General features: G+C 61.3%; 29 protein-coding genes. 12 read left to right on the forward strand and 17 right to left on the reverse strand.

What is annotated here, in order from left to right:
- Positions 1-30: 30 nt before the first annotated feature.
- A complete protein-coding gene (gene cspD / locus AC07OP_RS11610; RefSeq protein WP_495102827.1) occupies positions 31-321 on the reverse strand; it encodes a cold shock domain-containing protein CspD in 291 nt (96 codons plus the stop codon).
- A gap of 224 nt (positions 322-545) precedes the next feature.
- Here cspD and clpS point away from each other — a divergent pair, with 224 nt between their 5' ends.
- Together clpS and clpA are read left to right on the forward strand one after the other, a co-directional pair.
- Positions 546-914: an ATP-dependent Clp protease adapter ClpS gene (gene clpS / locus AC07OP_RS11615; RefSeq protein WP_010567912.1), complete on the forward strand. Its 369-nt coding sequence runs from the start codon at positions 546-548 to the stop codon at positions 912-914.
- 29 nt (positions 915-943) lie between these two features.
- Entirely contained in the window at positions 944-3,214 is a 2,271-nt protein-coding gene (clpA, locus tag AC07OP_RS11620) for an ATP-dependent Clp protease ATP-binding subunit ClpA (RefSeq protein ID WP_027606339.1), read from the forward strand.
- 164 nt (positions 3,215-3,378) lie between these two features.
- Here clpA and infA read toward each other — a convergent pair whose 3' ends face one another.
- The 3 genes from infA to aat form a co-directional block, all read right to left on the reverse strand.
- Positions 3,379-3,597 (reverse strand): translation initiation factor IF-1, encoded by a 219-nt coding sequence (gene infA, locus AC07OP_RS11625; RefSeq protein ID WP_002553999.1) that lies wholly within the window; start codon positions 3,595-3,597, stop codon positions 3,379-3,381.
- Between the two features lie 100 nt (positions 3,598-3,697).
- Complete coding sequence (locus AC07OP_RS11630) at positions 3,698-4,405, reverse strand: arginyltransferase (RefSeq protein WP_027606340.1); 708 nt, start codon at positions 4,403-4,405, stop codon at positions 3,698-3,700.
- 55 nt (positions 4,406-4,460) lie between these two features.
- Positions 4,461-5,141: a leucyl/phenylalanyl-tRNA--protein transferase gene (gene aat, locus AC07OP_RS11635; RefSeq protein WP_115488818.1), complete on the reverse strand. Its 681-nt coding sequence runs from the start codon at positions 5,139-5,141 to the stop codon at positions 4,461-4,463.
- A gap of 498 nt (positions 5,142-5,639) precedes the next feature.
- On the opposite strand from aat, the gene AC07OP_RS11640 reads away from it, so the two are divergent.
- From AC07OP_RS11640 to cysG, 6 genes are read left to right on the forward strand one after another with little or no spacing between them, the layout of a single operon-like run.
- The gene (locus AC07OP_RS11640) at positions 5,640-8,048 is read left to right on the forward strand and encodes a DNA translocase FtsK (protein ID WP_027606342.1); all 2,409 of its coding nucleotides are present in this window, start codon (positions 5,640-5,642) and stop codon (positions 8,046-8,048) included.
- 54 nt (positions 8,049-8,102) lie between these two features.
- Positions 8,103-8,726: an outer membrane lipoprotein periplasmic chaperone LolA gene (gene lolA / locus AC07OP_RS11645; protein ID WP_016975527.1), complete on the forward strand. Its 624-nt coding sequence runs from the start codon at positions 8,103-8,105 to the stop codon at positions 8,724-8,726.
- 27 nt (positions 8,727-8,753) lie between these two features.
- Positions 8,754-10,076 (forward strand): replication-associated recombination protein A, encoded by a 1,323-nt coding sequence (locus AC07OP_RS11650; RefSeq protein ID WP_027606344.1) that lies wholly within the window; start codon positions 8,754-8,756, stop codon positions 10,074-10,076.
- Positions 10,076-10,450: a fluoride efflux transporter CrcB gene (gene crcB, locus AC07OP_RS11655; RefSeq protein WP_065948349.1), complete on the forward strand. Its 375-nt coding sequence runs from the start codon at positions 10,076-10,078 to the stop codon at positions 10,448-10,450. The genes AC07OP_RS11650 and crcB overlap by 1 nt, the downstream gene beginning before the upstream one ends.
- Before the next feature lie 16 nt (positions 10,451-10,466).
- Positions 10,467-11,747 carry a serine--tRNA ligase gene (serS, locus tag AC07OP_RS11660; protein WP_495102828.1) on the forward strand — a complete coding sequence of 427 codons (1,281 nt, stop codon included), beginning with the start codon at positions 10,467-10,469 and terminating at the stop codon, positions 11,745-11,747.
- A complete protein-coding gene (cysG, locus tag AC07OP_RS11665; protein WP_074847172.1) occupies positions 11,748-13,142 on the forward strand; it encodes a siroheme synthase CysG in 1,395 nt (464 codons plus the stop codon). It abuts the gene before it with no gap.
- A gap of 128 nt (positions 13,143-13,270) precedes the next feature.
- Here the strand turns inward: cysG and AC07OP_RS11670 are convergent, their stop codons facing one another.
- The 6 genes from AC07OP_RS11670 to tusD form a co-directional block, all read right to left on the reverse strand.
- The gene (locus AC07OP_RS11670; protein WP_495102829.1) at positions 13,271-14,266 is read right to left on the reverse strand and encodes a glutathione S-transferase family protein; all 996 of its coding nucleotides are present in this window, start codon (positions 14,264-14,266) and stop codon (positions 13,271-13,273) included.
- A gap of 88 nt (positions 14,267-14,354) precedes the next feature.
- Positions 14,355-15,356 carry a glycosyl transferase family protein gene (locus AC07OP_RS11675; RefSeq protein ID WP_495102830.1) on the reverse strand — a complete coding sequence of 334 codons (1,002 nt, stop codon included), beginning with the start codon at positions 15,354-15,356 and terminating at the stop codon, positions 14,355-14,357.
- Positions 15,353-15,688, reverse strand: a complete 336-nt coding sequence (locus AC07OP_RS11680; RefSeq protein WP_065940061.1) for a TusE/DsrC/DsvC family sulfur relay protein — start codon at positions 15,686-15,688, stop codon at positions 15,353-15,355. Before AC07OP_RS11680 ends, AC07OP_RS11675 begins: the two co-directional genes overlap by 4 nt.
- Positions 15,685-15,963 (reverse strand): sulfurtransferase complex subunit TusB, encoded by a 279-nt coding sequence (gene tusB, locus AC07OP_RS11685; RefSeq protein WP_065940060.1) that lies wholly within the window; start codon positions 15,961-15,963, stop codon positions 15,685-15,687. The genes AC07OP_RS11680 and tusB overlap by 4 nt, the downstream gene beginning before the upstream one ends.
- On the reverse strand, positions 15,963-16,313 hold the full coding sequence (gene tusC / locus AC07OP_RS11690; RefSeq protein ID WP_027606352.1) for a sulfurtransferase complex subunit TusC: 351 nt from the start codon (positions 16,311-16,313) through the stop codon (positions 15,963-15,965). Before tusC ends, tusB begins: the two co-directional genes overlap by 1 nt.
- Position 16,314: 1 nt before the next feature.
- Complete coding sequence (gene tusD / locus AC07OP_RS11695; RefSeq protein ID WP_495102831.1) at positions 16,315-16,707, reverse strand: sulfurtransferase complex subunit TusD; 393 nt, start codon at positions 16,705-16,707, stop codon at positions 16,315-16,317.
- Positions 16,708-16,864: 157 nt separating this feature from the next.
- On the opposite strand from tusD, the gene AC07OP_RS11700 reads away from it, so the two are divergent.
- Positions 16,865-18,040 (forward strand): CaiB/BaiF CoA transferase family protein, encoded by a 1,176-nt coding sequence (locus AC07OP_RS11700; RefSeq protein WP_495102832.1) that lies wholly within the window; start codon positions 16,865-16,867, stop codon positions 18,038-18,040.
- Positions 18,041-18,067: 27 nt separating this feature from the next.
- On the opposite strand, the gene AC07OP_RS11705 is transcribed toward AC07OP_RS11700, so the two are convergent.
- Together AC07OP_RS11705 and AC07OP_RS11710 are read right to left on the reverse strand one after the other, a co-directional pair.
- Complete coding sequence (locus AC07OP_RS11705; protein WP_027606355.1) at positions 18,068-18,562, reverse strand: SprT family zinc-dependent metalloprotease; 495 nt, start codon at positions 18,560-18,562, stop codon at positions 18,068-18,070.
- A gap of 129 nt (positions 18,563-18,691) precedes the next feature.
- Positions 18,692-19,294 carry a Yip1 family protein gene (locus AC07OP_RS11710; protein WP_027606356.1) on the reverse strand — a complete coding sequence of 201 codons (603 nt, stop codon included), beginning with the start codon at positions 19,292-19,294 and terminating at the stop codon, positions 18,692-18,694.
- 264 nt (positions 19,295-19,558) lie between these two features.
- On the opposite strand from AC07OP_RS11710, the gene ttcA reads away from it, so the two are divergent.
- Positions 19,559-20,383 carry a tRNA 2-thiocytidine(32) synthetase TtcA gene (ttcA, locus tag AC07OP_RS11715; RefSeq protein ID WP_141606713.1) on the forward strand — a complete coding sequence of 275 codons (825 nt, stop codon included), beginning with the start codon at positions 19,559-19,561 and terminating at the stop codon, positions 20,381-20,383.
- Between the two features lie 80 nt (positions 20,384-20,463).
- On the forward strand, positions 20,464-21,135 hold the full coding sequence (locus AC07OP_RS11720) for a DNA-3-methyladenine glycosylase I (protein ID WP_027606358.1): 672 nt from the start codon (positions 20,464-20,466) through the stop codon (positions 21,133-21,135).
- 7 nt (positions 21,136-21,142) lie between these two features.
- Here AC07OP_RS11720 and AC07OP_RS11725 read toward each other — a convergent pair whose 3' ends face one another.
- Genes AC07OP_RS11725 through arsC form a run of 3 tightly spaced genes read right to left on the reverse strand, consistent with a single transcriptional unit; the run spans position 21,143 to position 22,498 of the window.
- A complete protein-coding gene (locus AC07OP_RS11725; RefSeq protein WP_092488786.1) occupies positions 21,143-21,550 on the reverse strand; it encodes a DUF2069 domain-containing protein in 408 nt (135 codons plus the stop codon).
- Positions 21,534-22,148: an NAD(P)H:quinone oxidoreductase gene (gene wrbA, locus AC07OP_RS11730; protein WP_495102833.1), complete on the reverse strand. Its 615-nt coding sequence runs from the start codon at positions 22,146-22,148 to the stop codon at positions 21,534-21,536. Before wrbA ends, AC07OP_RS11725 begins: the two co-directional genes overlap by 17 nt.
- On the reverse strand, positions 22,145-22,498 hold the full coding sequence (gene arsC / locus AC07OP_RS11735) for an arsenate reductase (glutaredoxin) (protein WP_065940055.1): 354 nt from the start codon (positions 22,496-22,498) through the stop codon (positions 22,145-22,147). The genes wrbA and arsC overlap by 4 nt, the downstream gene beginning before the upstream one ends.
- Positions 22,499-22,613: 115 nt before the next feature.
- Between arsC and AC07OP_RS11740 the strand changes: the two genes are divergently transcribed.
- Positions 22,614-23,075 carry a TlpA disulfide reductase family protein gene (locus tag AC07OP_RS11740; RefSeq protein WP_032889653.1) on the forward strand — a complete coding sequence of 154 codons (462 nt, stop codon included), beginning with the start codon at positions 22,614-22,616 and terminating at the stop codon, positions 23,073-23,075.
- A 140-nt stretch (positions 23,076-23,215) separates the two neighbouring features.
- On the opposite strand, the gene AC07OP_RS11745 is transcribed toward AC07OP_RS11740, so the two are convergent.
- Positions 23,216-23,620, reverse strand: a complete 405-nt coding sequence (locus AC07OP_RS11745; protein ID WP_108572692.1) for an META domain-containing protein — start codon at positions 23,618-23,620, stop codon at positions 23,216-23,218.
- Positions 23,617-24,057, reverse strand: coding sequence for a hypothetical protein (locus tag AC07OP_RS11750; protein ID WP_495102834.1), 441 nt, complete (start codon positions 24,055-24,057; stop codon positions 23,617-23,619). The genes AC07OP_RS11745 and AC07OP_RS11750 overlap by 4 nt, the downstream gene beginning before the upstream one ends.
- Positions 24,058-24,077 lie beyond the last annotated feature (20 nt).

Genomic DNA, 24,077 nt, shown 5'->3' on the forward strand with positions numbered 1-24,077 from the left:
TTTATCGCATGTCACTCGCTTCGCGGGGTGTCAGGCCGTTTGTTTCTTTTCTTTATGAGCGGTTGATGGCGTGTTTTTTTCATGCGTTTCGGCTTTCGCTGCCTCTTTCACTGCATCGATATTCACGGCGTGCAGCCCTTTCGGTCCTTGAATGATTTCAAAGCTCACAGCTTGGCCAGCCTTCAGCGTTTTGTACCCATCCATGATAATCGCTGAGTAGTGCGCAAAAAGGTCCTCGGTTTTACCTTCTTCATTAACAAAGCCATATCCCTTGGCATTGTTGAACCACTTGACCTTGCCACTGATCTTGACGCCAGACATACCCATATCCCTCTGCACCAGACTCCATCACTGGAGTATCATCCAGTTTATCCGTCCTAACCCGAATAAATAAGGTTGACTGCGCGGACCTTTTTTACCCACTGTGGGTTCTATTGGTTGTAACACCGATTTGCCGATAGTCAAGGCGACTGAACGGTCAGAGTTGAAATTCTGACAGGTCGCCCCCACCACTGTATTTGAACCACTGACGAACCTTTCTTTCCATGCATGCAATCAGCCAGATTCGACTAACATTCAATCAGGATCGACCGGATCACGAACACGATGACGACGGTTCTGCAGGCATTGCTGTTCAGGAGGCCAAGCCTGCTTTACAGGCGCCGCCGATGTACAAGGTGGTTTTGTTCAACGATGACTACACACCGATGGATTTCGTGGTCGAAGTGCTCGAGGTGTTTTTTAACCTGAACCGCGAGTTGGCGACCAAGGTAATGCTGGCCGTTCACACAGAAGGACGGGCAGTATGTGGAGTGTTTACCCGTGACATCGCCGAGACAAAGGCCATGCAGGTCAACCAGTACGCCAGGGAAAGCCAGCATCCGCTACTCTGTGAAATCGAGAAGGACGGTTAACGCCGACCACTTGGGTATGAGGTGAAGCTATGTTAAACCGCGAGCTCGAAGTCACCCTCAATCTTGCCTTCAAGGAGGCTCGTTCGAAGCGTCATGAATTCATGACCGTCGAACACCTGCTGCTGGCACTTTTGGATAATGAAGCTGCCGCCACGGTTCTGCGTGCGTGCGGCGCCAATCTCGACAAGCTCAAGCATGACCTGCAGGAGTTTATCGACTCCACCACGCCACTGATCCCCGTGCATGACGAGGACCGTGAGACCCAGCCAACCCTGGGCTTCCAGCGGGTATTGCAGCGTGCTGTTTTCCACGTACAGAGCTCCGGTAAGCGTGAAGTCACAGGCGCCAATGTGCTTGTGGCGATCTTCAGCGAACAGGAAAGCCAGGCAGTGTTCCTGCTCAAGCAGCAGAGCGTTGCCCGTATCGATGTCGTCAACTACATCGCCCACGGTATCTCCAAGGTGCCTGGGCACGGCGATCATTCCGAGGGTGAGCAGGATATGCAGGACGACGAGGGCGGTGAGTCTTCTTCTTCAAGCAACCCGCTGGATGCCTATGCCAGTAACCTCAACGAGCTGGCGCGCCAGGGGCGGATCGATCCGCTGGTGGGGCGTGAGCTTGAGGTTGAGCGCGTAGCGCAGATCCTGGCGCGCCGTCGCAAGAACAACCCGTTGCTGGTGGGTGAGGCGGGCGTGGGCAAGACCGCGATTGCCGAAGGCCTGGCCAAGCGCATCGTCGACAACCAGGTGCCGGACCTACTGGCCAACAGTGTCGTCTACTCCCTTGACCTGGGTGCGTTGCTCGCCGGGACCAAGTACCGTGGCGATTTCGAGAAGCGCTTCAAGGCGCTGCTCGGCGAGCTGAAAAAACGCCCGCAGGCGATCCTGTTCATAGACGAGATCCACACCATCATTGGTGCCGGTGCGGCATCCGGTGGGGTGATGGACGCTTCCAACCTGCTCAAGCCGTTGTTGTCGTCGGGTGATATCCGCTGCATCGGTTCGACCACCTTCCAGGAATTCCGCGGCATCTTCGAGAAAGACCGTGCCCTGGCGCGTCGCTTCCAGAAAGTCGACGTGTCCGAGCCGTCGGTCGAAGACACCATCGGCATCCTGCGCGGGCTCAAGGGGCGTTTTGAAGCGCACCACGGCATCGAGTACACCGATGAGGCGCTGCGTGCGGCGGCCGAGTTGGCGTCGCGCTACATCAATGACCGGCACATGCCGGACAAGGCCATCGATGTGATCGACGAGGCCGGGGCCTACCAGCGCCTGCAGCCGGTCGAGAAGCGTGTGAAGCGCATCGACGTGCCTCAGGTCGAGGACATTGTCGCGAAGATCGCGCGAATTCCGCCAAAACACGTCAACAGTTCCGACAAGGAGCTGCTGCGTAACCTGGAGCGCGACCTCAAGCTCACCGTGTTCGGCCAGGACGCAGCGATCGACGCGCTGTCCACTGCGATCAAGCTGTCGCGTGCGGGCCTCAAGTCGCCGGACAAGCCTGTCGGTTCGTTCCTGTTTGCCGGTCCTACCGGTGTCGGCAAGACCGAGGCGGCACGGCAATTGGCCAAGGCCATGGGGATCGAGCTGGTGCGCTTCGACATGTCCGAATACATGGAGCGTCACACCGTGTCGCGCCTGATCGGTGCGCCTCCGGGCTATGTCGGTTTCGACCAGGGCGGCCTGTTGACCGAGGCGATTACCAAGCAGCCCCATTGCGTACTGCTGCTCGATGAAATCGAGAAGGCCCACCCGGAAGTCTTCAACCTGCTGCTGCAGGTGATGGACCACGGGACCCTGACCGACAACAACGGGCGCAAGGCGGACTTCCGCAATGTCATCCTGATCATGACCACCAACGCCGGTGCCGAGACGGCCGCGCGGGCTTCGATCGGCTTTACCCACCAGGATCACTCGTCCGATGCGATGGAAGTGATCAAGAAGAGCTTCACGCCGGAGTTCCGCAACCGCCTGGACACCATTATCCAGTTTGGTCGCCTCAGCCATGAGGTCATCAAGAGTGTGGTGGACAAGTTCCTTACCGAGCTTCAGGCGCAGTTGGAAGACAAGCGCGTGCAACTGGATGTCACGGAAGCGGCACGCAGCTGGATCGCCGAAGGTGGCTACGACGCGGCAATGGGCGCTCGCCCGATGGCGCGCCTGATCCAGGACAAGATCAAGCGGCCGTTGGCCGAAGAGATCCTGTTTGGCGAGCTTTCCGACCATGGTGGCGTGGTGCATATCGACCTGAAGGATGGCGAGCTGACCTTCGAGTTCGAAACCACGGCTGAAATGGCCTGATCGTTCTGCAATAACGCAAAAGGCGCCGAAAGGCGCCTTTTTGCTGTCTTGAAATGCAATTCTCAGAATGGGGCTTGCCCCCCTCCCACAGGATTCCTCGGTGTTTGAGAAATCCCATGCACACAAAAACGCCCGGCATAACCGGGCGTCTTGTATTGACTTGCTTAGCGAGCGCGGTAAGTGATACGCCCTTTGCTCAAGTCATAGGGCGTCAGCTCGACGCGCACTTTGTCACCGGTAAGAATACGAATGTAGTTCTTGCGCATCTTGCCGGAGATATGCGCGGTTACGACGTGCCCATTTTCCAACTCCACACGAAACATGGTGTTGGGCAGGGTGTCGACGACAGTGCCTTCCATTTCGAAGCTGTCTTCTTTCGACATGCAGTAAAGCCCTCGGTATCCAGTGAATGGCCCGGTGCAACTGCGCCAGGCAAAAGCGGCGTGCATTGTGCCCGAAAAAGGGTGTTTAAGCCAAGGGGTTCTAGTTAAGCGTGACCCATCTTTGATTAATCAGCAGTTCTATGGGGCGATATTGGGTCTTGTAGTTCATCTTTTTGCAGTTCTTGATCCAGTATCCGAGGTACACCGCCTCGAGTTCCAGGCGCAGTGCTTCACCGATTTGCCAGAGGATCGCGAAACGCCCGAGGCTGCGCCGCTCTTCGGCCGGCTCGTAGAAGGTGTAGACCGCTGACAGGCCGTTAGGCAGCAAATCGGTCACGGCGACGGCCACCAGCCGGCCGTCCGCGCGAAATTCGTAAAAGCGCGAGAACGGCAGGTCACGCACCAGGAAGGTGGAAAACTGGTCGCGGCTGGGTGGGAACATATCGCCGTCGGCGTGGCGCTGCTCGATATAGCGCTGGTACAGGTCGAAATACTCTTCGGTGAATCGCGGCTTGGCAGCTGCCACCGTCAGGTCGGCATTGCGCTTGAGGATGCGCTTCTGATTGCGGTCCGGCAGAAACTGCGCCACAGGGATGCGTGCCGGCACGCAGGCATTGCAGTTCTGGCAGTGGGGCCGGTACAGATGATCGCCGCTGCGCCGAAACCCCATTTCCGAGAGATCGGCATACACGTGCACATCCATCGGCTGGCTGGGGTCGAGGAACAGCGTGGTGGCCTGCTCGTCGGGCAGATAGCTGCAAGAGTGGGGTTGAGTGGCATAAAACTTCAAACGCGCCAACTCGGTCATGATCAACCCTCGGATAAGCTTTGAAATAAGTGTAAGCCAGGAGCGCGCAAGTCGCCTAAGAAACCCACGGTCCTGCGTTGGGTTGGTCCAGATGGTCACGCAGGAAACCTGCAAAGTCGCTGCGGGATATGGCGCGGGCACCCAGGCTGTGCAGGTGGTCGTTGGGCATCTGGCAGTCGATCAGTACAAAGCCCCAGGCCTGCAATTGCCGGGTCAATGTGGCAAAGCCGAATTTCGAGGCGTTGTCGGCGCGGCTGAACATCGACTCGCCGAAGAACAGCCGGCCCATCGCCAGGCCATACAGGCCGCCGACCAGCTCGCCGTTGTCCCATACCTCTACCGAATGGGCGTAACCGCGCTGGTGGAGCGTCAGGTAGGCGCTCTGTATGCCTTCGGTGATCCAGGTGCCATCGGCATACGCGCGCGGCGCGGCGCACGCCTGGATGACGGCGGCAAAGTCCTGGTCGAAGGTCACGGTATAGCGCTGCTGGCGCAATAGTTTGCCCAGGCTGCGGGAGACATGCAGTTCGTCGGGGAATATCACGGTGCGCGGGTCCGGCGACCACCAGAGGATCGGCTGGCCCTCCGAGAACCAGGGAAAGCAACCGTGGCGGTAGGCTTGCACCAGTCGCTCGGCCGATAGGTCGCCGCCGGCGGCGAGCAGGCCATTGGGTTCGCGCATGGCCTTGGCCAGCGGGGGGAATGTCAGTGAGTCGCGTTGTAACCAGGTCAGCATGGCATCCAGGCTTGCGGAAGGGGAGGGGAGTGGCAGGCGGATCGCCTGCCCCAAGGGGTGTGATTATTGTCGACGCAGCGCTGTGGGGCCAGCCCGAATCGGCTGTTGGCGTGCATAAGCGTGAGCGGGTGTTTCTGCAACTCTCTGCGTGAGGCGTGGTCGTAATCGGGTCTGGCCCATGCAGGCCATTTGCCAAGCTTGCCTGGATTGGTAAAAACAGCTCATAAGCCTTTGTCAGCAAAGACAATGCATGCTCAAATTGAACATGTTGTGACACACAATTGGCTATGCTGCCTGAAGAAAGCCAAGTGGCGTGGCAACCGCAACACAAACCCGTACAATGCGGCCATTGTGGCGTTATCGCCATTTCATCCAGCAATCGCCCAGTGTTAAAAGTAGATTCCACGACGTTCGTTCATTTTTCAGCTGCTCGGATTGGGCAGTATTTGCAGTTATTCAACAGATGGACGCGCTAACAGGCGCAGGAAAAGACCCGTTTTGAAGAAATCCGCCGCAACACCTAAAGCAGCCGTCGTGCCGGCCTGGCGCCAGCACCTGCACTATCGACTCAAGGAAGGCGCGCTGATCGCTATCGGCGCGCTGTGCCTGTTCCTGATGATGGCCTTGCTCACCTATGGCAAGGACGATCCGGGCTGGAGCCATAACAGCAAGATCGAAGACGTGCAGAACTTCGGTGGGCCTGCCGGTTCCTACAGCGCCGATATCCTGTTCATGGTGCTGGGTTACTTCGCTTACATTTTCCCCTTGCTGCTGGCAATCAAGACCTGGCAGATCTTCCGCCAGCGTCATGAGCCGTGGCAGTGGAGCGGCTGGCTGTTTTCGTGGCGCCTGATCGGCCTGGTATTCCTGGTGCTGTCCGGTGCCGCCCTGGCGCATATTCATTTCCACGCACCCACCGGCCTGCCGGCGGGCGCGGGTGGGGCGCTGGGCGAGAGCCTCGGCGACCTGGCGCGCAAGACCCTGAATATCCAGGGCAGCACCCTGATGTTTATCGCGCTGTTCCTGTTCGGTCTCACGGTGTTCACCGACCTGTCGTGGTTCAAGGTGATGGACGTGACGGGCAAGATCACCCTCGACCTGCTGGAGCTGTTCCAGGGCGCTGCCAACCGCTGGTGGGCCGCCCGGGTCGAACGCAAGCGCATGGTGGCCCAGTTGCGCGAGGTGGATACCCGCGTCAACGAAGTGGTGGCCCCAAGCACACCGGACCGCCGTGAGCAGGCCAAGGTCAAGGAACGCCTGATCGAACGCGAGCAGGCCCTGAGCAAGCACATGTCGGACCGCGAGAAGCAGGTACCGCCGGTGATCGCCCCGGCGCCGCCCAAGCCGGCCGAGCCCAGCCACCGCGTGCAGAAAGAGAAACAGGCGCCGTTGTTTGTCGACAGCGCCGTGGAAGGCACCTTGCCGCCGATCTCGATCCTCGACCCGGCCGAAAAGAAACAGCTCAACTATTCTCCTGAGTCCCTGGCGGCCGTCGGCCATCTGCTGGAAATCAAGCTCAAGGAGTTCGGCGTCGAGGTGTCGGTGGACTCGATCCACCCCGGCCCGGTGATTACCCGTTACGAAATCCAGCCGGCTGCCGGCGTCAAGGTCAGTCGCATTTCCAACCTGGCCAAAGACCTGGCGCGCTCCCTGGCCGTGACCAGCGTGCGCGTGGTGGAAGTGATCCCCGGCAAGACCACCGTGGGTATCGAGATTCCCAACGAAGATCGCCAGATCGTGCGCTTCTCCGAAGTGCTGTCGACGCCCGAATACGACAACTTCAAGTCGCCGGTCACCCTGGCCCTGGGCCACGACATTGGCGGCAAGCCGGTGATCACCGACCTCGCCAAAATGCCTCACCTGCTGGTGGCCGGTACCACCGGTTCGGGTAAATCGGTGGGCGTGAACGCGATGATCCTGTCGATCCTGTTCAAGTCCGGCCCGGAAGACGCCAAGCTGATCATGATCGACCCGAAGATGCTCGAGCTGTCGATCTACGAAGGCATTCCGCACCTGCTCTGCCCGGTGGTCACCGACATGAAGGACGCCGCCAACGCCCTGCGCTGGAGCGTGGCCGAGATGGAGCGGCGCTACAAACTGATGGCGAAGATGGGCGTACGTAACCTGTCGGGCTTCAACGCCAAGGTCAAGGAAGCCCAGGACGCCGGCACGCCGCTGACCGACCCGCTGTACAAGCGCGAAAGTATCCACGACGAGGCTCCGCTGCTGGGCAAGCTGCCGACCATCGTGGTGGTGGTCGACGAGTTCGCCGACATGATGATGATCGTCGGCAAGAAGGTCGAAGAACTGATCGCCCGTATAGCCCAGAAGGCGCGGGCGGCCGGTATTCACTTGATCCTTGCCACCCAGCGTCCGTCGGTGGACGTGATCACCGGCCTGATCAAGGCCAACATCCCGACCCGCATGGCGTTCCAGGTGTCGAGCAAGATCGACTCACGGACCATCATCGACCAGGGCGGTGCCGAGCAACTGCTGGGCCACGGTGACATGCTCTATATGCCGCCGGGTACCAGCCTGCCGATACGGGTCCACGGCGCCTTCGTCTCCGACGATGAAGTGCACCGCGTGGTGGAAGCCTGGAAGCTGCGTGGCGCCCCCGAATACAACGACGACATCCTTGCCGGTGTCGAAGAGGCCGGCAGCGGCTTCGACGGCGGCAGCAGCGGTGGCGACGACGATGCCGAAACCGACGCGCTGTATGACGAAGCCGTGGCCTTCGTGCTGGAAAGCCGCCGCGCCTCGATTTCTGCGGTGCAGCGCAAGCTGAAGATCGGCTATAACCGCGCTGCGCGCATGATCGAAGCCATGGAAAACGCTGGCGTCGTCACTGCAATGAACACCAACGGCTCGCGCGAAGTCATCGCCCCCGGGCAGATGCGCGACTGATTCCGTGCCGCGTGGCAGCACGCGGCGCGCCCTTACGACTCAATGAGGACTCCCATGCGTCTTATCCGCATGCTGTTGTTGCCGGCACTGGCCCTGACCGCCGTTTCGGCCCACGCTGACCCGGCCTCCGTCGCCAGCCTGAAAAACCTGTTGGACAAATCCCAGACCCTGACCGCGCGCTTCTCCCAGCTCACCCTGGATGCCGGCGGCACCCAGTTGCAGGAAACCGCCGGCGAGATGGCCGTGCAGCGCCCTGGGCTGTTCTACTGGCACACCGAAGGCAAGGCCGAGCAGACCATCGTCTCGGACGGCCAGAAAGTCACCCTGTGGGACCCGGACTTGGAGCAGGCCACCATCAAGAAGCTCGACCCGCGCCTGAACCAGACGCCGGCGCTGCTGCTGTCGGGCGATGTGTCGAAAATCAACGACAGCTTCGACATCACCTCCAAGCAGACCAGCAACGTGATCGAGTTCACCCTCAAGCCGAAATCCAAGGACACGTTGTTTGACACGCTGTCCCTGTCGTTCGGCAACGGCGTGATCAATAACATGCGCCTGGTCGACAGCGTCGGCCAGCGCACCGACATCCTGTTCTCCGGGGTCAAGGCCAACCAGCCGGTACCGGCGTCCAAGTTCAAGTTCGACATCCCCAAGGGTGCCGACGTGATCCAGGAATAAACTGCCCAGAGGTTTCAAACGCTGCCCATGGATCTGTTTCGAAGTGACCCGATTGCCCAGCCTTTGGCCGCGCGCCTGCGCTCGACCAACCTGGATGAGTACGTCGGTCAGGAACACCTGCTCGCTCGCGGCAAGCCGTTGCGCGAAGCACTGGAGCAGGGTGCGCTGCACTCGATGATTTTCTGGGGGCCGCCGGGGGTGGGTAAGACCACCCTGGCGCGGCTGCTGGCAAAAGTCTCGGATGCGCACTTCGAAACGGTCTCGGCCGTGCTGGCCGGGGTCAAGGAGATCCGCCAGGCCGTCGAGGTGGCCAAGCAGCAGGCCGGGCAGTACGGCAAGCGCACCATCCTGTTTGTCGACGAAGTGCATCGCTTCAACAAGTCTCAGCAGGATGCGTTTTTGCCCTACGTCGAGGATGGCACGCTGATTTTTATCGGTGCCACCACCGAAAACCCTTCGTTTGAATTGAACAATGCGTTGCTCTCGCGTGCGCGGGTCTATGTGCTTAAAAGCCTGGACGAAGCCGCGATGCAAAAGCTGTTGCACCGCGCCCTGAGCGAAGACAAGGGCCTGGGCAAGCGCCAACTGAGCCTCAGCGATGAAGGCTTCAAGATCCTGCTAAGCGCCGCCGATGGTGATGGCCGGCGCTTTCTCAACCTGCTGGAGAACGCCTCCGACCTGGCCGAAGACGGCAGCGAGATTGGCGTCGACCTGCTGCAAAGCCTGCTCGGCGATACGCGTCGGCGTTTCGACAAGGGCGGCGAAGCCTTCTACGACCAGATTTCGGCGCTGCACAAGTCCGTGCGTGGCTCCAATCCGGACGGCGCGCTGTATTGGTTTGCGCGCATGATCGACGGCGGCTGCGACCCGCTGTACCTGGCGCGCCGCGTGGTGCGCATGGCCAGTGAAGACATCGGCAACGCCGACCCGCGCGCCCTGAGCCTGTGCCTGGCCGCCTGGGAAGTGCAGGAGCGCCTCGGCAGCCCGGAAGGCGAGCTGGCGGTGGCCCAGGCCATCACGTACCTGGCCTGCGCGCCGAAAAGCAACGCGGTGTACATGGGCTTCAAGTCCGCCCTGCGTGCCGCCGCCGAACACGGCTCCCTCGAAGTGCCGCTGCACCTGCGCAATGCGCCGACCAAGTTGATGAAACAACTGGGCTACGGTGATGAGTACCGCTATGCCCATGATGAGCCGGACGCCTATGCCGCCGGCGAAGACTATTTCCCCGATGAACTTGAGCCGCAGCCGTTCTACCAGCCGGTGCCCCGTGGCCTGGAGCTGAAGATCGGTGAAAAGCTCAATCACCTCGCCCAACTCGACCGCCTCAGCCCCAAACAGCGGAGAAAGTAGTGTTCAAGACGATTCTTGCCGTGTCCGCAGCCGGCATCGCTGGTACATTATTGCGTTTCGCCACTGGTACGTGGGTGAGCGCCCATTGGCCGAAGCATTTTTATGCGGCGACCCTGGCGGTCAACCTGGTGGGTTGCCTGATCATCGGGTTGTTGTACGGCTGGTTCCTGTTGCGCCCGGAAGTACCGATTGAAATTCGCGCCGGCTTGATTGTCGGCTTTGTAGGCGGTCTGACGACCTTTTCATCCTTTTCACTGGATACGCTGCGCCTGCTGGAAAGCGGGCAGGCCCTGGTCGCCTTCGGGTACCTGGGCATCAGCGTGTTCGGCGGGCTGCTCGCCACCTGGGCCGGCCTGTCCTTGACCAAACTTTGATAAACGAGAGACCGACATGCTCGATTCCAAACTGTTACGTAGCAACCTTCAGGACGTAGCGGACCGCCTGGCATCCCGTGGCTTTGCCTTGGATGTTGCGCGCATCGAAGCGCTGGAAGAACAGCGCAAGACCGTCCAGACCCGCACCGAAGCACTGCAGGCTGAGCGGAATGCGCGTTCCAAATCCATCGGTCAGGCCAAGCAACGTGGCGAAGACATCGCGCCGTTGATGGCGGACGTCGAGCGCATGGGCACCGAGCTGTCCGACGGCAAGGTCGAGCTGGAAGGCATTCAGTCCGAGCTGGACTCGATCCTGCTGGGCATTCCCAACCTGCCGCACGAGTCCGTGCCGATTGGCGACGACGAAGACGGCAACGTCGAAGTGCGTCGCTGGGGCACGCCAACGGCCTTTGATTTCGAGATCAAGGACCACGTCGCCCTGGGCGAATTGACCGGTGGCCTGGATTTCGAAACCGCCGCCAAAATGTCCGGTGCGCGCTTTGCCCTGCTGCGCGGCCCGATCGCACGCATGCACCGTGCCCTGGCGCAGTTCATGATCAATCTGCACACCGGCGAGCACGGTTACGAAGAGGCTTACACCCCGTACCTGGTGCAGGCGCCGGCGCTGATGGGCACCAGCCAGCTGCCGAAGTTCGAGGAAGACCTGTTCAAGATCAGCCGCGATGGCGAAGCCGATCTGTACCTGATCCCGACCGCCGAAGTGTCGCTGACCAATATCGTTGCGGGCGAGATCCTCGATGCCAAGCAACTGCCGCTCAAGTTCGTCGCCCACAGCCCGTGCTTCCGCAGTGAAGCCGGTGCGTCGGGGCGTGACACCCGCGGCATGATCCGCCAGCACCAGTTCGACAAGGTCGAGATGGTGCAAGTGGTCGAGCCGTCGACCTCCATGGAAGCCCTGGAAGGCCTGACCGCCAACGCCGAACGCGTCCTGCAGCTGCTGGAGCTGCCGTACCGCGTGCTGGCGCTGTGCACCGGCGACATGGGCTTCAGCGCCGTGAAGACCTACGACCTCGAAGTGTGGGTACCCAGCCAGGACAAATACCGCGAGATTTCATCGTGCTCCAACTGCGGTGATTTCCAGGCCCGGCGCATGCAGGCGCGTTTCCGTAACCCGGAAACCGGCAAGCCGGAGTTGGTGCACACCCTCAACGGTTCGGGCCTGGCTGTAGGTCGTACCCTGGTGGCCGTACTGGAAAACTACCAGCAGGCTGATGGCTCGATCCGCGTACCTGAAGTGCTCAAGCCATACATGGCGGGCGTCGAGGTTATCCGCTAAATGGAATTCCTGCCGCTGTTTCATAACCTGCGCGGCAGTCGTGTGCTGGTCGTCGGTGGGGGGGAGATTGCCTTGCGCAAATCCCGCCTGCTGGCTGACGCCGGCGCCGTGCTGCGGGTGGTTGCTCCCCAGATCGAAGACCAGTTGCGCGAGTTGGTGCAGGGCAGTGGCGGGGAAATGATTCTGCGCGGTTATCAGGAGGCCGACCTGGAAGGCTGCACCCTGATTATCGCGGCGACCGACGACGAGCCACTGAACGCGCAAGTGTCCAGTGACGCCAAGCGTCGTTGCGTACCGGTCAATGTGGTGGACGCGCCGGCCTTGTGCAGCGTGATCTTCCCGGCGATTGTCGACCGTTCGCCCTTGGTGATCGCGGTGTCCAGCGGCGGCGATGCGCCGGTGCTGGCGCGCTTGATCCGCGCCAAGCTGGAAACCTGGATTCCGTCCACCTACGGCCAGTTGGCCGGGCTGGCGGCGCGCTTTCGTGCCCAGGTCAAAGGTTTGTACCCGGATGTGCAGCAGCGTCGGGCGTTCTGGGAAGAAGTGTTCCAAGGGCCGATTGCCGACCGTCAGTTGGCCGGGCAGGGCGATGAGGCTGAGCGTCTGTTGATCGAAAAGGTCAACGGCGCACCGCCTTATGCGCCGGGAGAGGTGTATTTGGTAGGGGCAGGCCCGGGCGACCCGGACCTGCTGACCTTCCGTGCCCTGCGCCTGATGCAACAGGCCGACGTGGTGCTGTACGACCGTTTGGTGGCACCGGCCATTCTGGAGCTGTGCCGTCGTGATGCCGAGCGCATCTACGTCGGCAAGCGCCGCGCCGACCACGCCGTGCCGCAAGACCAGATCAACCAGCAACTGGTGGACCTGGCCAGGCAAGGCAAGCGCGTGCTGCGCCTCAAGGGGGGCGATCCGTTCATCTTTGGTCGTGGCGGTGAAGAAATCGAGGAACTGGCGGCTCATGGCATCCCGTTCCAGGTGGTGCCGGGGATTACCGCCGCCAGTGGTTGCGCGGCGTACGCCGGGATTCCGCTGACCCATCGCGACTATGCGCAGTCGGTACGCTTTATCACAGGGCACTTGAAGAATGGGACGTCGGACCTGCCTTGGAGTGACCTGGTGGGGCCGTCACAGACCTTGGTGTTCTACATGGGCTTGATTGGCTTGCCGATCATCTGTGAGCAACTGATCAAGCATGGGCGTGCCGCGGATACCCCGGCGGCGTTGATCCAGCAGGGCACCACGTCCAACCAGCGCGTGTTTACCGGCACCCTGGCGGACTTGCCGCGCATGGTGGCGGAGCATGAAGTGCATGCGCCGACGCTGGTGATCGTCGGTGAGGTGGTGGTGCTGCGCGAGAAGCTGAAGTGGTTTGAAGGCGCCCAGTCACAAGTCTAGTACCTGCACACACATCAACTGTAGGAGTGAGCTTGCTCGCGAAAATCGTCAACGATAACGCGCCCATCCTGAATGCACGCGGTGTTTTTGAGTTCTTCGCGAGCAAGCTCGCTCCTACGGGTCTTGTATCAGCTCCAAACGCCCTTGCTGGTTAGCCGCGCTCGATCATGCCCGGCATCAAACGCCTGCAACGGCCCCTTCGGCACAATCGCCGTCGGGTTGATCGTGCGGTGGCTCCCATAGTAATGCCCCTTGATGTGTGCGAAATCCACCGTCTCGGCCACGCCCGGCCACTGATACATCTCCCTCAGCCAGTTTGACAGGTTCGGATAATCGGCAATCCGCCGCAGATTGCATTTGAAGTGGCTGTAATACACCGCGTCAAAACGAATCAGCGTGGTGAACAAGCGCACATCCGCCTCGGTCAGGTACTTGCCAGCGAGGTAGCGATGGTCGCCCAAGTGCTGCTCCAGGTGATCCAGTTCGGCAAATACATCGTCAAACGCGCTTTCATACGCGCGTTGTGAGGTGGCAAAGCCTGCGCGATACACGCCATTATTCACGGCCGGGTAGATCTGCTCGTTGAGCCCATCGATGGTCGCCCGCAGCGGCTCGGGGTAGAAGTCCAGGGTGTTGCCGGTCAGGCCGTTGAACGCGCTGTTGAACATGCGGATGATCTCCGCCGATTCATTGCTGACGATGCGGTTGAGCTGCTTGTCCCACAGCACCGGCACGGTGACGCGGCCGGTGTAGTCGGCGGTGTCGGCGGTATAGCGCTGGTGCATGAATTCGAAACCATCGAGCTTATCGCCGGTGGAGCCGTGGGCCTTGTCGAAGGTCCAGCCGTTTTCCAGCATCAGCCAGCTGACCACGGACACGTCGATCACGCTTTCCAGGCCCTTGAGCTTGCGCAGGATCAGGGTGCGGTGGGCCCAGGGGCAGGCCAGGGACACATAGAGGTGATAACGACCGGCCTCGGCCTTGAAGCCGCCTTCGCCGCTGGGCCCAGGCTGGCCATCGGCGGTCACCCAGTGGCGGCGCTGGGCCTGTTCGCGCTGGAAAGCGCCATCTGCGCTACTTTCGTACCACTGGTCTTTCCAGTGTCCTTCGATCAGCAAACCCATGACTGGCTCCTTGGCTAATAAGCGTTGGAGCCCAGTCTAAAGGGATGAGTTCGAACTAAAAGCGCAAAGACCGGGCGTGAATGATCGATTAAATCGATTTGTCCCGTGCATCCCAGTATTGCCGGGCCAATGCGAACGCCTGTTCCCGTGGGTGGCCGAGGCCGCGCAAGGCCAGGGCCATGGTGGCGACCAGCGCCAGTTGCGGGTAGCTGTCTTCTACGTCGCCGCGCCACACGGCCTTCAAGTGTTCAGGCTCCAGGGTTGCCGGCTTGACGTGGCGCTGGTCGGAGAGGGCAGGCCATTCTTCATCCCAGCTTTCGCCACCGGTGGTGCCATAGAGGTGGCTGATCGTGTCGGGGTTGATCTCGACTTCGCCGCCGTCGCCCTTGACCACGATCACATGATCGCCAAGCAGGCCGCTGGCATCGCGGTGCACGCCCTGGTAACCGGGGTGGAAAATGCTTTGCAGCCCGCAGCGCGCATTCAGCGGGTTGAGCAGGCGCGCCAGGGAGTGGATCGGCGAGCGCAGGCCCAGGGTGTTGCGCAGGTCGATCATGCGTTGCAGTTGCGGCGCCCAGTCGCCCAGCGGGATAAACGCCAGGTTGCCTTGTTCGAGCGCGGTCCCGACCTGTTGCCAATTGCGGCACAACGGGATGTGCAGGGTTTCGAGCAATTGTTCGGTGTACAGCCGGCCCGCCGTGTGTGCGCCGCCGCCGTGCATGAGGATGCGCACGCCATGTTGCGCCAGGCACTTGGCCGCCAGCAGGAACCACGGCAGGTGGCGCTTCTTGCCGGCGTAGGTCGGCCAGTCGACGTCCACATTCAGTGCGGGGGCGTCCAGGCGTTCACGCACGGCTTGGGTAAAACCGGCGAGTTCTTCCGGGCTTTCTTCCTTGTGGCGCAGCAGCATCAGGAAGGCGCCGAGCTGGGTGTCTTCGACTTTTTCGTCGAGCAGCATGCCCATGGCGTCGCGGGCCTCTTCGCGGGTGAGGTTGCGCGCGCCGCGCTTGCCTTTGCCCAGGATGCGCACGAACTGCGCAAACGGATGCTCGGCGGGGGTTTCAAGGGTCAGTGGGGCAAAGTCGGTCATAAGCAATTCGTCGGCCGGGGCAGGCCCGCCAGCTTGGCGGCGAGTTTGGCGGGAGTGCCGTTGAACAGTGTGTTGAGGTGCAGGCTGTTGCCCTTTTGCGGGCCCAGCTTCAAGGCGGTGTACTTGATCAGCGGGCGCGTGGCGGGGGACAGCTGGAATTCGGCATAGAACTGGCGCAGCAGCTCGAGGACCTGCCAATGGTCCGGGGTCAGCTCCAGGGCCTCGGCGGCAGCCAGGGCCTCGGCCACCTCAGGGGACCATTCGTTCAGGTCGACGAGGTAGCCGTCCTTGTCCAGCTCGAGGGTACGCGCGCCTACGGTCAGGGTGTTCATAGCCAGGTGTTGACCTTGCTGTAGTCGAGCGACAGCTGCACGAAACCCGGGTAGTCCACGCTGTCGGCCCAGTCCGGCAGCGGCAGATTGCGCGCCTGCATGTCTTCCGCCAGCACGAACACCTTCACGCCCTTGGTGCGCAGGGCCGGGTCGTGCAGCCCGTAGGCGCCATCGCCGCAGAGCAGGATCGCATCCTCGGCGCCACAGATACGCAGGCAACTGGCGAGGCGGCTATCGGTAAAAGGAGAGTGAGATACCACATGTAAAGTCGACATCAGAGGGTTATCACCTGGTCGTAACGGTCAATCAGCCTGGAGATCGCTTCGCTGTCCAGCGACTGGGCATTGGCCGGCTGCGTCAGCCCGCGCTCACCCAGGCTATGGCGGCAGGCGAATACCTCATCAATGCCGAACAGGCCCAAGGCCTGCAGGTTGGCGCTGAGGTCTTTTTGCTGCACGGCCTTGGCGTCCTGGTGCGGCGCCAGTTGGAACACGCCGTCATCCATGAACAGCACGCCGATCGGCAGATCAAACGCGCCCCCGGCCAGCACGATATCCAGCGCTTCGCGCGCGCTCGGCCCGGACCAGGGCGCCTGGCGGCTGATCACTAGCAAGGATTTGGACATGTCACGGCCCTCCAAAACAGATCAGGCGGTCGGCGGCCTGGGCGGCGTCGTGCAATTGACCCAGGCCCGACAACGCCCAGGGCGCATCCAGGTTGGTCGCGCTGCGTTGATAGCGCGTGGCTTCCTCGGCATTCAGCACGCCACGACGCAAGGCGGCAGCGATGCACACCACGCCATCGAGTTGATGCGCATTGACCAACTCGTGCCATTGGCGGGCAATGTCCTGCTCATCCTGGGGTGCAACGATGTTATTGGAGGCGCCGTAGACGCCGTCCTGATAGAAAAACAGCCGCACAATCTCATGCCCGCCGGCCAACGCTGCCTGTGCAAACAGCAGGGCGCGGCGCGAGGAGGGCGCGTGGGCGGCGGAAAACACTGCAATCGCAAACTTCATGGAACACTCTGCAAGCAAACGTGGGGCAATGATAAAGCCGCTGCCACGAAAAAGCCCGCCATGATCAAAACGGTCACCCTCGATGATCGTTCTGACGATTGCCGGTAGGCGCCAGGCTGCCTAGTCTGTGGGAATTCGAAACCCAAATGGAGTCTCCATGTCAGGTCCCTTGGCGTCCCTCAAAGTACTGGATTTTTCCACCTTGCTGCCCGGCCCGTTTGCTTCCTTGATGCTGGCGGACATGGGCGCCGAGGTACTGCGCATCGAATCTCCCACGCGCACGGACCTGCTGCGGGTGCTGCCGCCCCATGACCGGGGGACTTCGGCCAGCCATGCCTACCTCAATCGCAACAAACGCAGCCTGGCGCTGGATTTGAAACAGCCCGAAGGGCTGGAGATCGTGCGCGAACTGGTCAAGGACTACGACATTGTCCTCGAACAATTCCGCCCCGGCGTGATGGAGCGCCTGGGCCTGGGCTATGAGGCGCTGAAGGCGATCAACCCGCGGCTGATTTATGTGTCGATCACCGGTTACGGCCAGACCGGGCCCTATAAGGACCGCGCCGGGCATGACATCAACTACCTGGCGCTGGCCGGGGTCGCCAGCTACACCGGGCGCCGGGACAGCGGTCCACTGCCCTTGGGCGTGCAGTTGGCGGACGTGGGCGGCGGTTCGCTGCATGCGGTAGTGGGGCTGCTGGCGGCCGTTATCGCCCGGCAGCAGAGCGGGGTCGGCCAATACCTGGATGTGAGCATGACCGATTGCTCGTTCAGCCTGAATGCCATGGCCGGCGCGGGTTACCTGGCGTGTGGTGTAGAGCCTGAGCGGGAGAGCCATGTGCTCAATGGCGGAAGTTTCTACGATTACTACCGCTCGCGAGATGGGCGCTGGATGTCGGTCGGCAGCCTGGAACCGGCTTTCATGCAGCAGTTGTGTGAAGCGTTGGGCCGCCCGGAGTTGGCCGCGCAGGGCTTGAAGCCTGAGCAGCAGCCGGCGCTTAGGCAGGCCTTGCAGGTGGAGTTCGAGAAGCGCAGTTTCGAGCAGTTGTGCGAGCTGTTTGCCGGGGCGGATGCCTGCGTGGAGCCGGTGCTGACGCTCAGCGAAGCCGTGGCCCATCCGCAGTTGAAGGCGCGGGTGCTGGTCAGCCAGGTGCCCAGGGGCGATGGCTCGAGCCAGGCGCAGATGGCCTGCCCGTTGAAGTTTTCGGAAGGGTTGCCAGCGCCCCGGCACATTGGCGTCGCCGTGGGCGCGCACAGTGATGAAGTGTTGGCGGAGCTGGGCTTGAGCCCGCAGCGCATCAGCGAACTGCGCAGCTCCAAGGTGATTATGTAGTGGCTGGGCTTGCTCCCGATGAGGCCTTTATTCCACCCTGGTTTCGCCGGTAAACACCAAGGTCTGCCGACACCGCCTGCACAGATACCGCCGCCCCTGAGCCACCATGCCATGGCGTTGCGATGAAAACGGGAAGTCGCTGTCGGCACACGGGCACCGGTAGATATAACGGGTCACCTGGCGACGCTTCACGGCATAGGTGTGGCAGCGGTCCGGCGGCAGTTCGTAGACCCCACGCATGATCAGTTGCCATTCCTCGCCATGGGGCTGGATGCGCTCGCCAAACAATTGGTGGGCAATCAGGTGCGCCACCTCATGGGCCACGGTCTGTTTCAGGAAGTGTTGGCTGTTTTCTCGGTACAACTGTGGGTTGAAGCGCAGCAGGTTCTCGTGCAAATGCGCGACACCGGCCTTCTGACCCCGCAGCTTGAGGCTGACCTGGGGGCGTTTGAAGCTTCGTTTGAAAAAGGATTCGGCTTGCAGGAAACAATCTTCGACGCGGGTATTGAGTTGCTCGGGCATGCTGTACATATCTCCAGAGACGTCCAGTATGCCGCAAAACCGAGTGTTTCCGAATCTGTCAGGCGCCGAATGGTCATCCATCACGCACAAAGCCACCTTGCGGTGGCCTTGCCTTTGCCATTGAACGGGTCAGTTCGTGTAGATCGGCCCCACGCCCAGGCCCCAGACGATCACGGTAAACGCCATGATCGCCACCAGCACCACCAGCCCTACGGCCAGTATCGAACTGGAAAACAGGAAGCCTTCATCCGGGTCGATGCTCATGAAGGTCGGTACGCCGACATACAGCAGGTACACCGTGTAGCAGATCGCCGCAGTGCCCACCACCATGCCCAGCCACATATGCGGGTAGAGCGCCGCCAGCCCGCCGATGAACAGAGGTGTCGCGGTATAGGTGGCAAACGCCACGCACCGCGCCATGCTGGGGTTGGCGTCGTAGGTGCGAGCCATCCAGTGGATGAACGCGCCCATGACCGCGACGCCGCCGAGCATGGCCGCGTAGGACATGAGAGTCATCCACAGCGCACTTTCCTGGGTCAGCATGACCGGGGAGCGGTTGCCGATGACCCAGCCGACCTGGGTGGTGCCGATAAAAGCCGATACGGCGGGGATCGCCGCGAGAATCAAGGTGTGAGTGAGGTACATGTGGCCGATGCTTTCTTCTTTATCGCCACGAATTTCCCGCCATTCCTGGTCGGGATGGGTAAACAGCCCCACGACGTGATGGATCATGCCAGTCACTCCTGTCGTTATTACCATCGCCCCCCATCGGAGCGCCCACGGGCCAAATGGCCACAAAGGTCTGGATATATGTGTGCGACCTCAAGTCGCAGTATAGGAAGGGATGACCGGAATAACCGTAAGGCCTTTAGAGCAAATTGCGCTGTAAACAGGGGGCATAATCGCGGCGGGGTCTTTTACTGTTAGCCCTTTAGCTGTTTTTTTTGCGTAAAATACCCGGCTTTTCGTCACACACCTCCAGCGGATCCAAGCGCCATGGGCACTCTTACGGTCAACCAGAACAAACTGCAAAAACGCCTGCGCCGCCTGGCCGGTGAGGCAGTCGCCGATTTCAACATGATCGAGGACGGCGACAAGGTCATGGTCTGCCTCTCCGGCGGCAAAGACAGCTACACCATGCTCGACGTGCTGCTGCACCTGCAAAAGGTCGCGCCGATCAAGTTCGAGATCGTTGCCGTCAACATGGACCAGAAACAACCGGGCTTCCCCGAGCACGTGCTGCCGGCCTACCTCAAGGCGCTGGGCGTCGAGTACCACATCGTTGAAAAAGACACCTATTCGGTGGTCAAGGAACTGATCCCTGAAGGCAAGACCACCTGCTCGCTATGCTCGCGCCTGCGCCGTGGCACGCTCTACACCTTTGCCGATGAGATCGGGGCGACCAAGATGGCCCTGGGTCATCACCGCGACGATATCGTCGAGACCTTCTTCCTCAATATGTTCTTCAATGGCTCGCTCAAGGCCATGCCGCCCAAGCTGCGTGCCGATGACGGGCGCAACGTGGTGATCCGCCCGCTGGCGTATTGCAACGAGAAGGACATCCAGGCCTATTCCGACTTCAAGCAATTCCCGATCATCCCGTGCAACCTGTGCGGCTCCCAGGAAAACCTGCAGCGCCAGGTGGTCAAGGACATGCTGGTGGATTGGGAGCGCAAGACCCCGGGGCGTACCGAAAGTATTTTCCGCAGCCTGCAGAACGTGCAGCCGTCGCAATTGGCCGACCGCAACCTGTTCGACTTCACCAGCCTGAAAATCGATGAGACTGCCGCGTCGCGTTTCGTCAATGTTGTGAACCTCTGAGCTCATTCAACGCTCTGACACACGGCGCTCGCGGGCGCCGTTTTCAATTCCATTGCCAGCATTCAACAGCAGGAGAGGGCATGCGCGATTACAAGTGGCTGCACGAATATTGTCTGAACCGCTTCGGTTCAGCGGCCGAGCTGGACGCCCACCTGCCGGTGCCCAAGACCCCGGCGCAATTGCGCAAGATCAGTGATGATCGCTACCTGTCGACCTTGGCGCTGCGCGTGTTTCGCGCCGGCTTGAAACACAGCGTGGTGGATGCCAAGTGGCCGGCCTTCGAGCAGGTCTTCTTCGGCTTCGACCCGGAAAAAGTCGTGCTGATGGGTGCCGAGCACCTGGAGCGGCTGATGCAGGACACGCGCATCATTCGTCACCTGGGCAAGCTCAAGAGTGTGCCGCGCAATGCGCAGATGATCCTGGACATCGAGCAGGAAAAAGGCAGCTTCGGCGCATTTATCGCCGACTGGCCGGTGACCGACATCGTCGGGTTATGGAAATACCTGAGCAAGCACGGTCATCAGCTGGGCGGGCTGTCGGCCCCGCGCTTTTTGCGGATGGTGGGCAAGGATACTTTTGTGCCGAGCGATGACGTGGTGGCGGCATTGAATGCGCAGAAGATTGTCGACAAGGCACCCACCAGCCTGCGCGACCTGGCCACGGTGCAGGCTGCGTTCAACCAGTGGCATGCCGAGAGTGGGCGGCCGATGTGCCAGTTGTCGATGATGCTGGCCTATACGGTGAATCACTGACGGGGTTCTAGGGTGTGGCCAGCCGGCGGTTCAACTGGTGCCGCCAGCGCACATACAGCAGCGCCGTGCAAAACACCGCCAGGCTGGCCAGCATCTCCAGCACCCCGAACCACTGCCGGTTCGGGTCATACGCCGCCAGCGCGCCCTTGATGAAATACAGGTTCACCGCAAAGCACATCCATGAATGCCCGCGCGTGCTGCCGATGATCATCCCCGGCGCCAGCACCAGCAGCGGCACCAGTTCGATCAGCAGGATCACCCACGGGCGTGCCCCGTGCAGGTCGGCGACGAACAGGTAGTAGCCGCACAACAAACCCACCAGGGCGAAAAACGCCAGCAGGCTTAACGCGCGTGCCGCCTTGACCCGTGGCTCCAGCCACGCTTGCGGCGGTAGAACCTTAGGCTTCCTGGCCACGGCCGTTCTCCAGCAGCGTGGCGGTCTTGGCCAGGCGCAGGCCCAGGGCCCGGCACAGGGTGATTTCATGCGGGTCGAGCAGGCGCTTGCCATCCGGCCCGGCATGGTGGCTGGCGCCGTACGGTGTGCCGCCGCCCTGTGTGTCGAGCAGTGCCTGTTCGCTGTAGGGCAGGCCAGTGATCAGCATGCCGTGGTGCAACAGCGGCAACAGCATCGACATCAGCGTGGTTTCCTGGCCGCCATGCAGGCTGGCGGTGGAGGTGAACACCCCGGCCGGCTTGCCGACCAGCGCACCGGTGAGCCACAGGTTGCTGGTGCCATCGAGGAAGTACTTGAGCGGCGCGGCCATGTTGCCGAAGCGCGTCGGGCTGCCCAGGGCCAGGCCCGAGCAGTTTTTCAAGTCATCGAGGCTGGCGTACAGCGCGCCTTCGTCCGGGATGCTCGGCGCCACGGCTTCGCATTCGGTGGAGATCGCCGGTACGGTGCGCAGCCGCGCTTCCATGCCGCCTTGCTCGATGCCCCGGGCAATCTGCCGGGCCATTTCGCTCACCGAGCCATTGCGGCTGTAATACAACACCAGCACATACGACGCAGTCACGGCAGGATCTCCAGCACGTTCTCTGGCGGACGGCCAATGATGGCTTTATCGGCGGTTTCCAGGATCGGGCGTTCCATCAGCTTGGGGTGTTCGGCGATCGCGGCGATCAACTGCGCTTCGCTGAGGCTGGCGTCGGCCAGGTTGAGGGCCTTGTATTCGTCTTCGCCGGTGCGCAGCAGTTGGCGGGCGCTGATGCCCAGCTTGGCCAGCAGTGTCTTCAATTGTGCGGCATTCAGCGGGTTTTCCAGGTAACGCACCACGGTGGGGGCGAGGCCTCGGGCTTCCAGCAGTTCGAGCGCACCGCGGGATTTCGAGCAGCGCGGGTTGTGATAAAGCGTCAGATCGGTCATGTGCGGGTCGCATCTTGCGTAAGGTGGCGGGTATTCTACCTGCGCGGCGTCCTGTCCTTAAACCGTAAGAGGCGATAGGTCGCAGCCAACGTTCATTTTTGCGAAGGATTACCCCATGACAAGGCGACTGATCGGTGCATTGGCGATCATCACAACCCTGCTGCTCAGCGGCTGCGGCAATGACTACGGCGTTGACCAGTACGGCCAGAAGGTCGCGGCCGAGCGCCTGGACAAACAGTGGCTGGTGGTCAACTACTGGGCGGAATGGTGTGGCCCGTGCCGTACGGAAATCCCTGAGCTCAACGCCCTGGCGGAACAGTTGAAGGGGCAGGGCGTGGGGGTGTTCGGGGTCAACTTCGACAATGTGCAGGGTGCAGAGCTGAAGGAAGCCAGCGACAAACTGGGGATCAAGTTCACCGTGCTGGCACAGAACCCGGATGGGATCTTCGAGATTCCGCGCAGCGAAGCGTTGCCGGTGACCTATATCATCGATGACAAGGGCAAGGTGCGCGAGCAGTTGATGGGTGAGCAGACGGCGGAAGGGGTGCTGGCCAAGCTCAAGGCCTTGCGCGGCTAGAGTATTGTCCTCGATCAAATGTGGGAGGGGGCTTGCCCCCGATAGCAGTGTGTCAGTCAATACATTTGTGACTGTTACACCGTCATCGGGGGCAAGCCCCCTCCCACATTTAAATCTCACCAATCTGTAGATCGGTGGAATCAGCCCTCTTCGAGCCACAGGCGAATCGGCTTGCCTTCGGCCGGCCAGAAGCGAGTCTGCTCGATCGGCGAGATGTCCCAGCGCTGTACGCCTTGCAGGGCCTGGAAGAAGCGCTGTTCCTGCTCCATCAGGGCCTCGGCGCAGAGCTTGCGGGTGCTGCCGAGCTTGCCGAAGCTGAGTCTGTCGCCCTCAAGGGTGTACGGCGCGAACCAGTGGTTGCAACCGCCGTTGCCGTAGGCACGCCCATCGGCGCCGAGGGTGACGGTCAGGTGTGCGTAATCCATCAACGGCCGCTCACCAATCCACTCCACCACGTAGCTGTGATCCTGCTTGAGCTTGGCCGCGTCACCGGCGCAGCCACTCAGAGCCGCACCGACGGCGGCGAGCAGAAGCAGGCCTTTCATTGCCCGGCCTTCTGACACTTCGGGCAACGGTGCTTGTCGCCTTCGCTGGTCCAGCCCAACTCGGCAATGCGCGCGTTGGCGGCCGGTTGCAGCGGCTCCTTGGTCAGCTTGGTTTCCACCGCGAATTCAAACTCCAGCACGGTGTCGCAGCTGTCGCAGTTGACCTTCCAGGTGTGAATCTCCAGCTCGCCGAACTTCGGCCCGCGGGCCATGGCGACCCACTGGCCGGCAGGGCGGATGGAGTAGCGCGCGTCACCTTCGACGGTAAGGCGCATGGACAAGGTTTTACTGCCGCGCAGGGTGACGATCAGCACGTCGTCATGCTTGATCGAGCCACCGTTGCCGGTGACCTGGTAACGGCCCGGCACCAGGGCACGGCATTCGATCAGGGTGTGTTGCGGGCTCAGCAAGCTGAAGCGGAAATCGTGTTCGGCCATGGATCCTCCAAATAGGCGCG

This window comes from Pseudomonas sp. GW821-FHT09D08 (assembly GCF_059416305.1).

Bases quoted from the DNA above. Each gene is read 5' to 3' on its own strand.
- cspD (WP_495102827.1), bottom strand. From the start codon at position 321: ATGTCTGGCGTCAAGATCAGTGGCAAGGTCAAGTGGTTCAACAATGCC.
- AC07OP_RS11720 (WP_027606358.1), top strand. From the start codon at position 20,464: ATGCGCGATTACAAGTGGCTGCACGAATATTGTCTGAACCGCTTCGGT.
- serS (WP_495102828.1), top strand. From the start codon at position 10,467: ATGCTCGATTCCAAACTGTTACGTAGCAACCTTCAGGACGTAGCGGAC.
- AC07OP_RS11705 (WP_027606355.1), bottom strand. From the start codon at position 18,562: ATGCCCGAGCAACTCAATACCCGCGTCGAAGATTGTTTCCTGCAAGCC.
- tusC (WP_027606352.1), bottom strand. From the start codon at position 16,313: ATGTCCAAATCCTTGCTAGTGATCAGCCGCCAGGCGCCCTGGTCCGGG.
- lolA (WP_016975527.1), top strand. From the start codon at position 8,103: ATGCGTCTTATCCGCATGCTGTTGTTGCCGGCACTGGCCCTGACCGCC.
- arsC (WP_065940055.1), bottom strand. From the start codon at position 22,498: ATGACCGATCTGACGCTTTATCACAACCCGCGCTGCTCGAAATCCCGC.
- AC07OP_RS11710 (WP_027606356.1), bottom strand. From the start codon at position 19,294: ATGATCCATCACGTCGTGGGGCTGTTTACCCATCCCGACCAGGAATGG.
- clpA (WP_027606339.1), top strand. From the start codon at position 944: ATGTTAAACCGCGAGCTCGAAGTCACCCTCAATCTTGCCTTCAAGGAG.
- AC07OP_RS11680 (WP_065940061.1), bottom strand. From the start codon at position 15,688: ATGAACACCCTGACCGTAGGCGCGCGTACCCTCGAGCTGGACAAGGAC.
- AC07OP_RS11670 (WP_495102829.1), bottom strand. From the start codon at position 14,266: ATGGGTTTGCTGATCGAAGGACACTGGAAAGACCAGTGGTACGAAAGT.
- AC07OP_RS11675 (WP_495102830.1), bottom strand. From the start codon at position 15,356: ATGACCGACTTTGCCCCACTGACCCTTGAAACCCCCGCCGAGCATCCG.
- tusD (WP_495102831.1), bottom strand. From the start codon at position 16,707: ATGAAGTTTGCGATTGCAGTGTTTTCCGCCGCCCACGCGCCCTCCTCG.
- aat (WP_115488818.1), bottom strand. From the start codon at position 5,141: ATGCTGACCTGGTTACAACGCGACTCACTGACATTCCCCCCGCTGGCC.
- infA (WP_002553999.1), bottom strand. From the start codon at position 3,597: ATGTCGAAAGAAGACAGCTTCGAAATGGAAGGCACTGTCGTCGACACC.
- tusB (WP_065940060.1), bottom strand. From the start codon at position 15,963: ATGTCGACTTTACATGTGGTATCTCACTCTCCTTTTACCGATAGCCGC.
- AC07OP_RS11745 (WP_108572692.1), bottom strand. From the start codon at position 23,620: ATGAAAGGCCTGCTTCTGCTCGCCGCCGTCGGTGCGGCTCTGAGTGGC.
- AC07OP_RS11740 (WP_032889653.1), top strand. From the start codon at position 22,614: ATGACAAGGCGACTGATCGGTGCATTGGCGATCATCACAACCCTGCTG.
- AC07OP_RS11750 (WP_495102834.1), bottom strand. From the start codon at position 24,057: ATGGCCGAACACGATTTCCGCTTCAGCTTGCTGAGCCCGCAACACACC.
- AC07OP_RS11630 (WP_027606340.1), bottom strand. From the start codon at position 4,405: ATGACCGAGTTGGCGCGTTTGAAGTTTTATGCCACTCAACCCCACTCT.
- AC07OP_RS11700 (WP_495102832.1), top strand. From the start codon at position 16,865: ATGTCAGGTCCCTTGGCGTCCCTCAAAGTACTGGATTTTTCCACCTTG.
- cysG (WP_074847172.1), top strand. From the start codon at position 11,748: ATGGAATTCCTGCCGCTGTTTCATAACCTGCGCGGCAGTCGTGTGCTG.
- AC07OP_RS11650 (WP_027606344.1), top strand. From the start codon at position 8,754: ATGGATCTGTTTCGAAGTGACCCGATTGCCCAGCCTTTGGCCGCGCGC.
- ttcA (WP_141606713.1), top strand. From the start codon at position 19,559: ATGGGCACTCTTACGGTCAACCAGAACAAACTGCAAAAACGCCTGCGC.
- clpS (WP_010567912.1), top strand. From the start codon at position 546: ATGCATGCAATCAGCCAGATTCGACTAACATTCAATCAGGATCGACCG.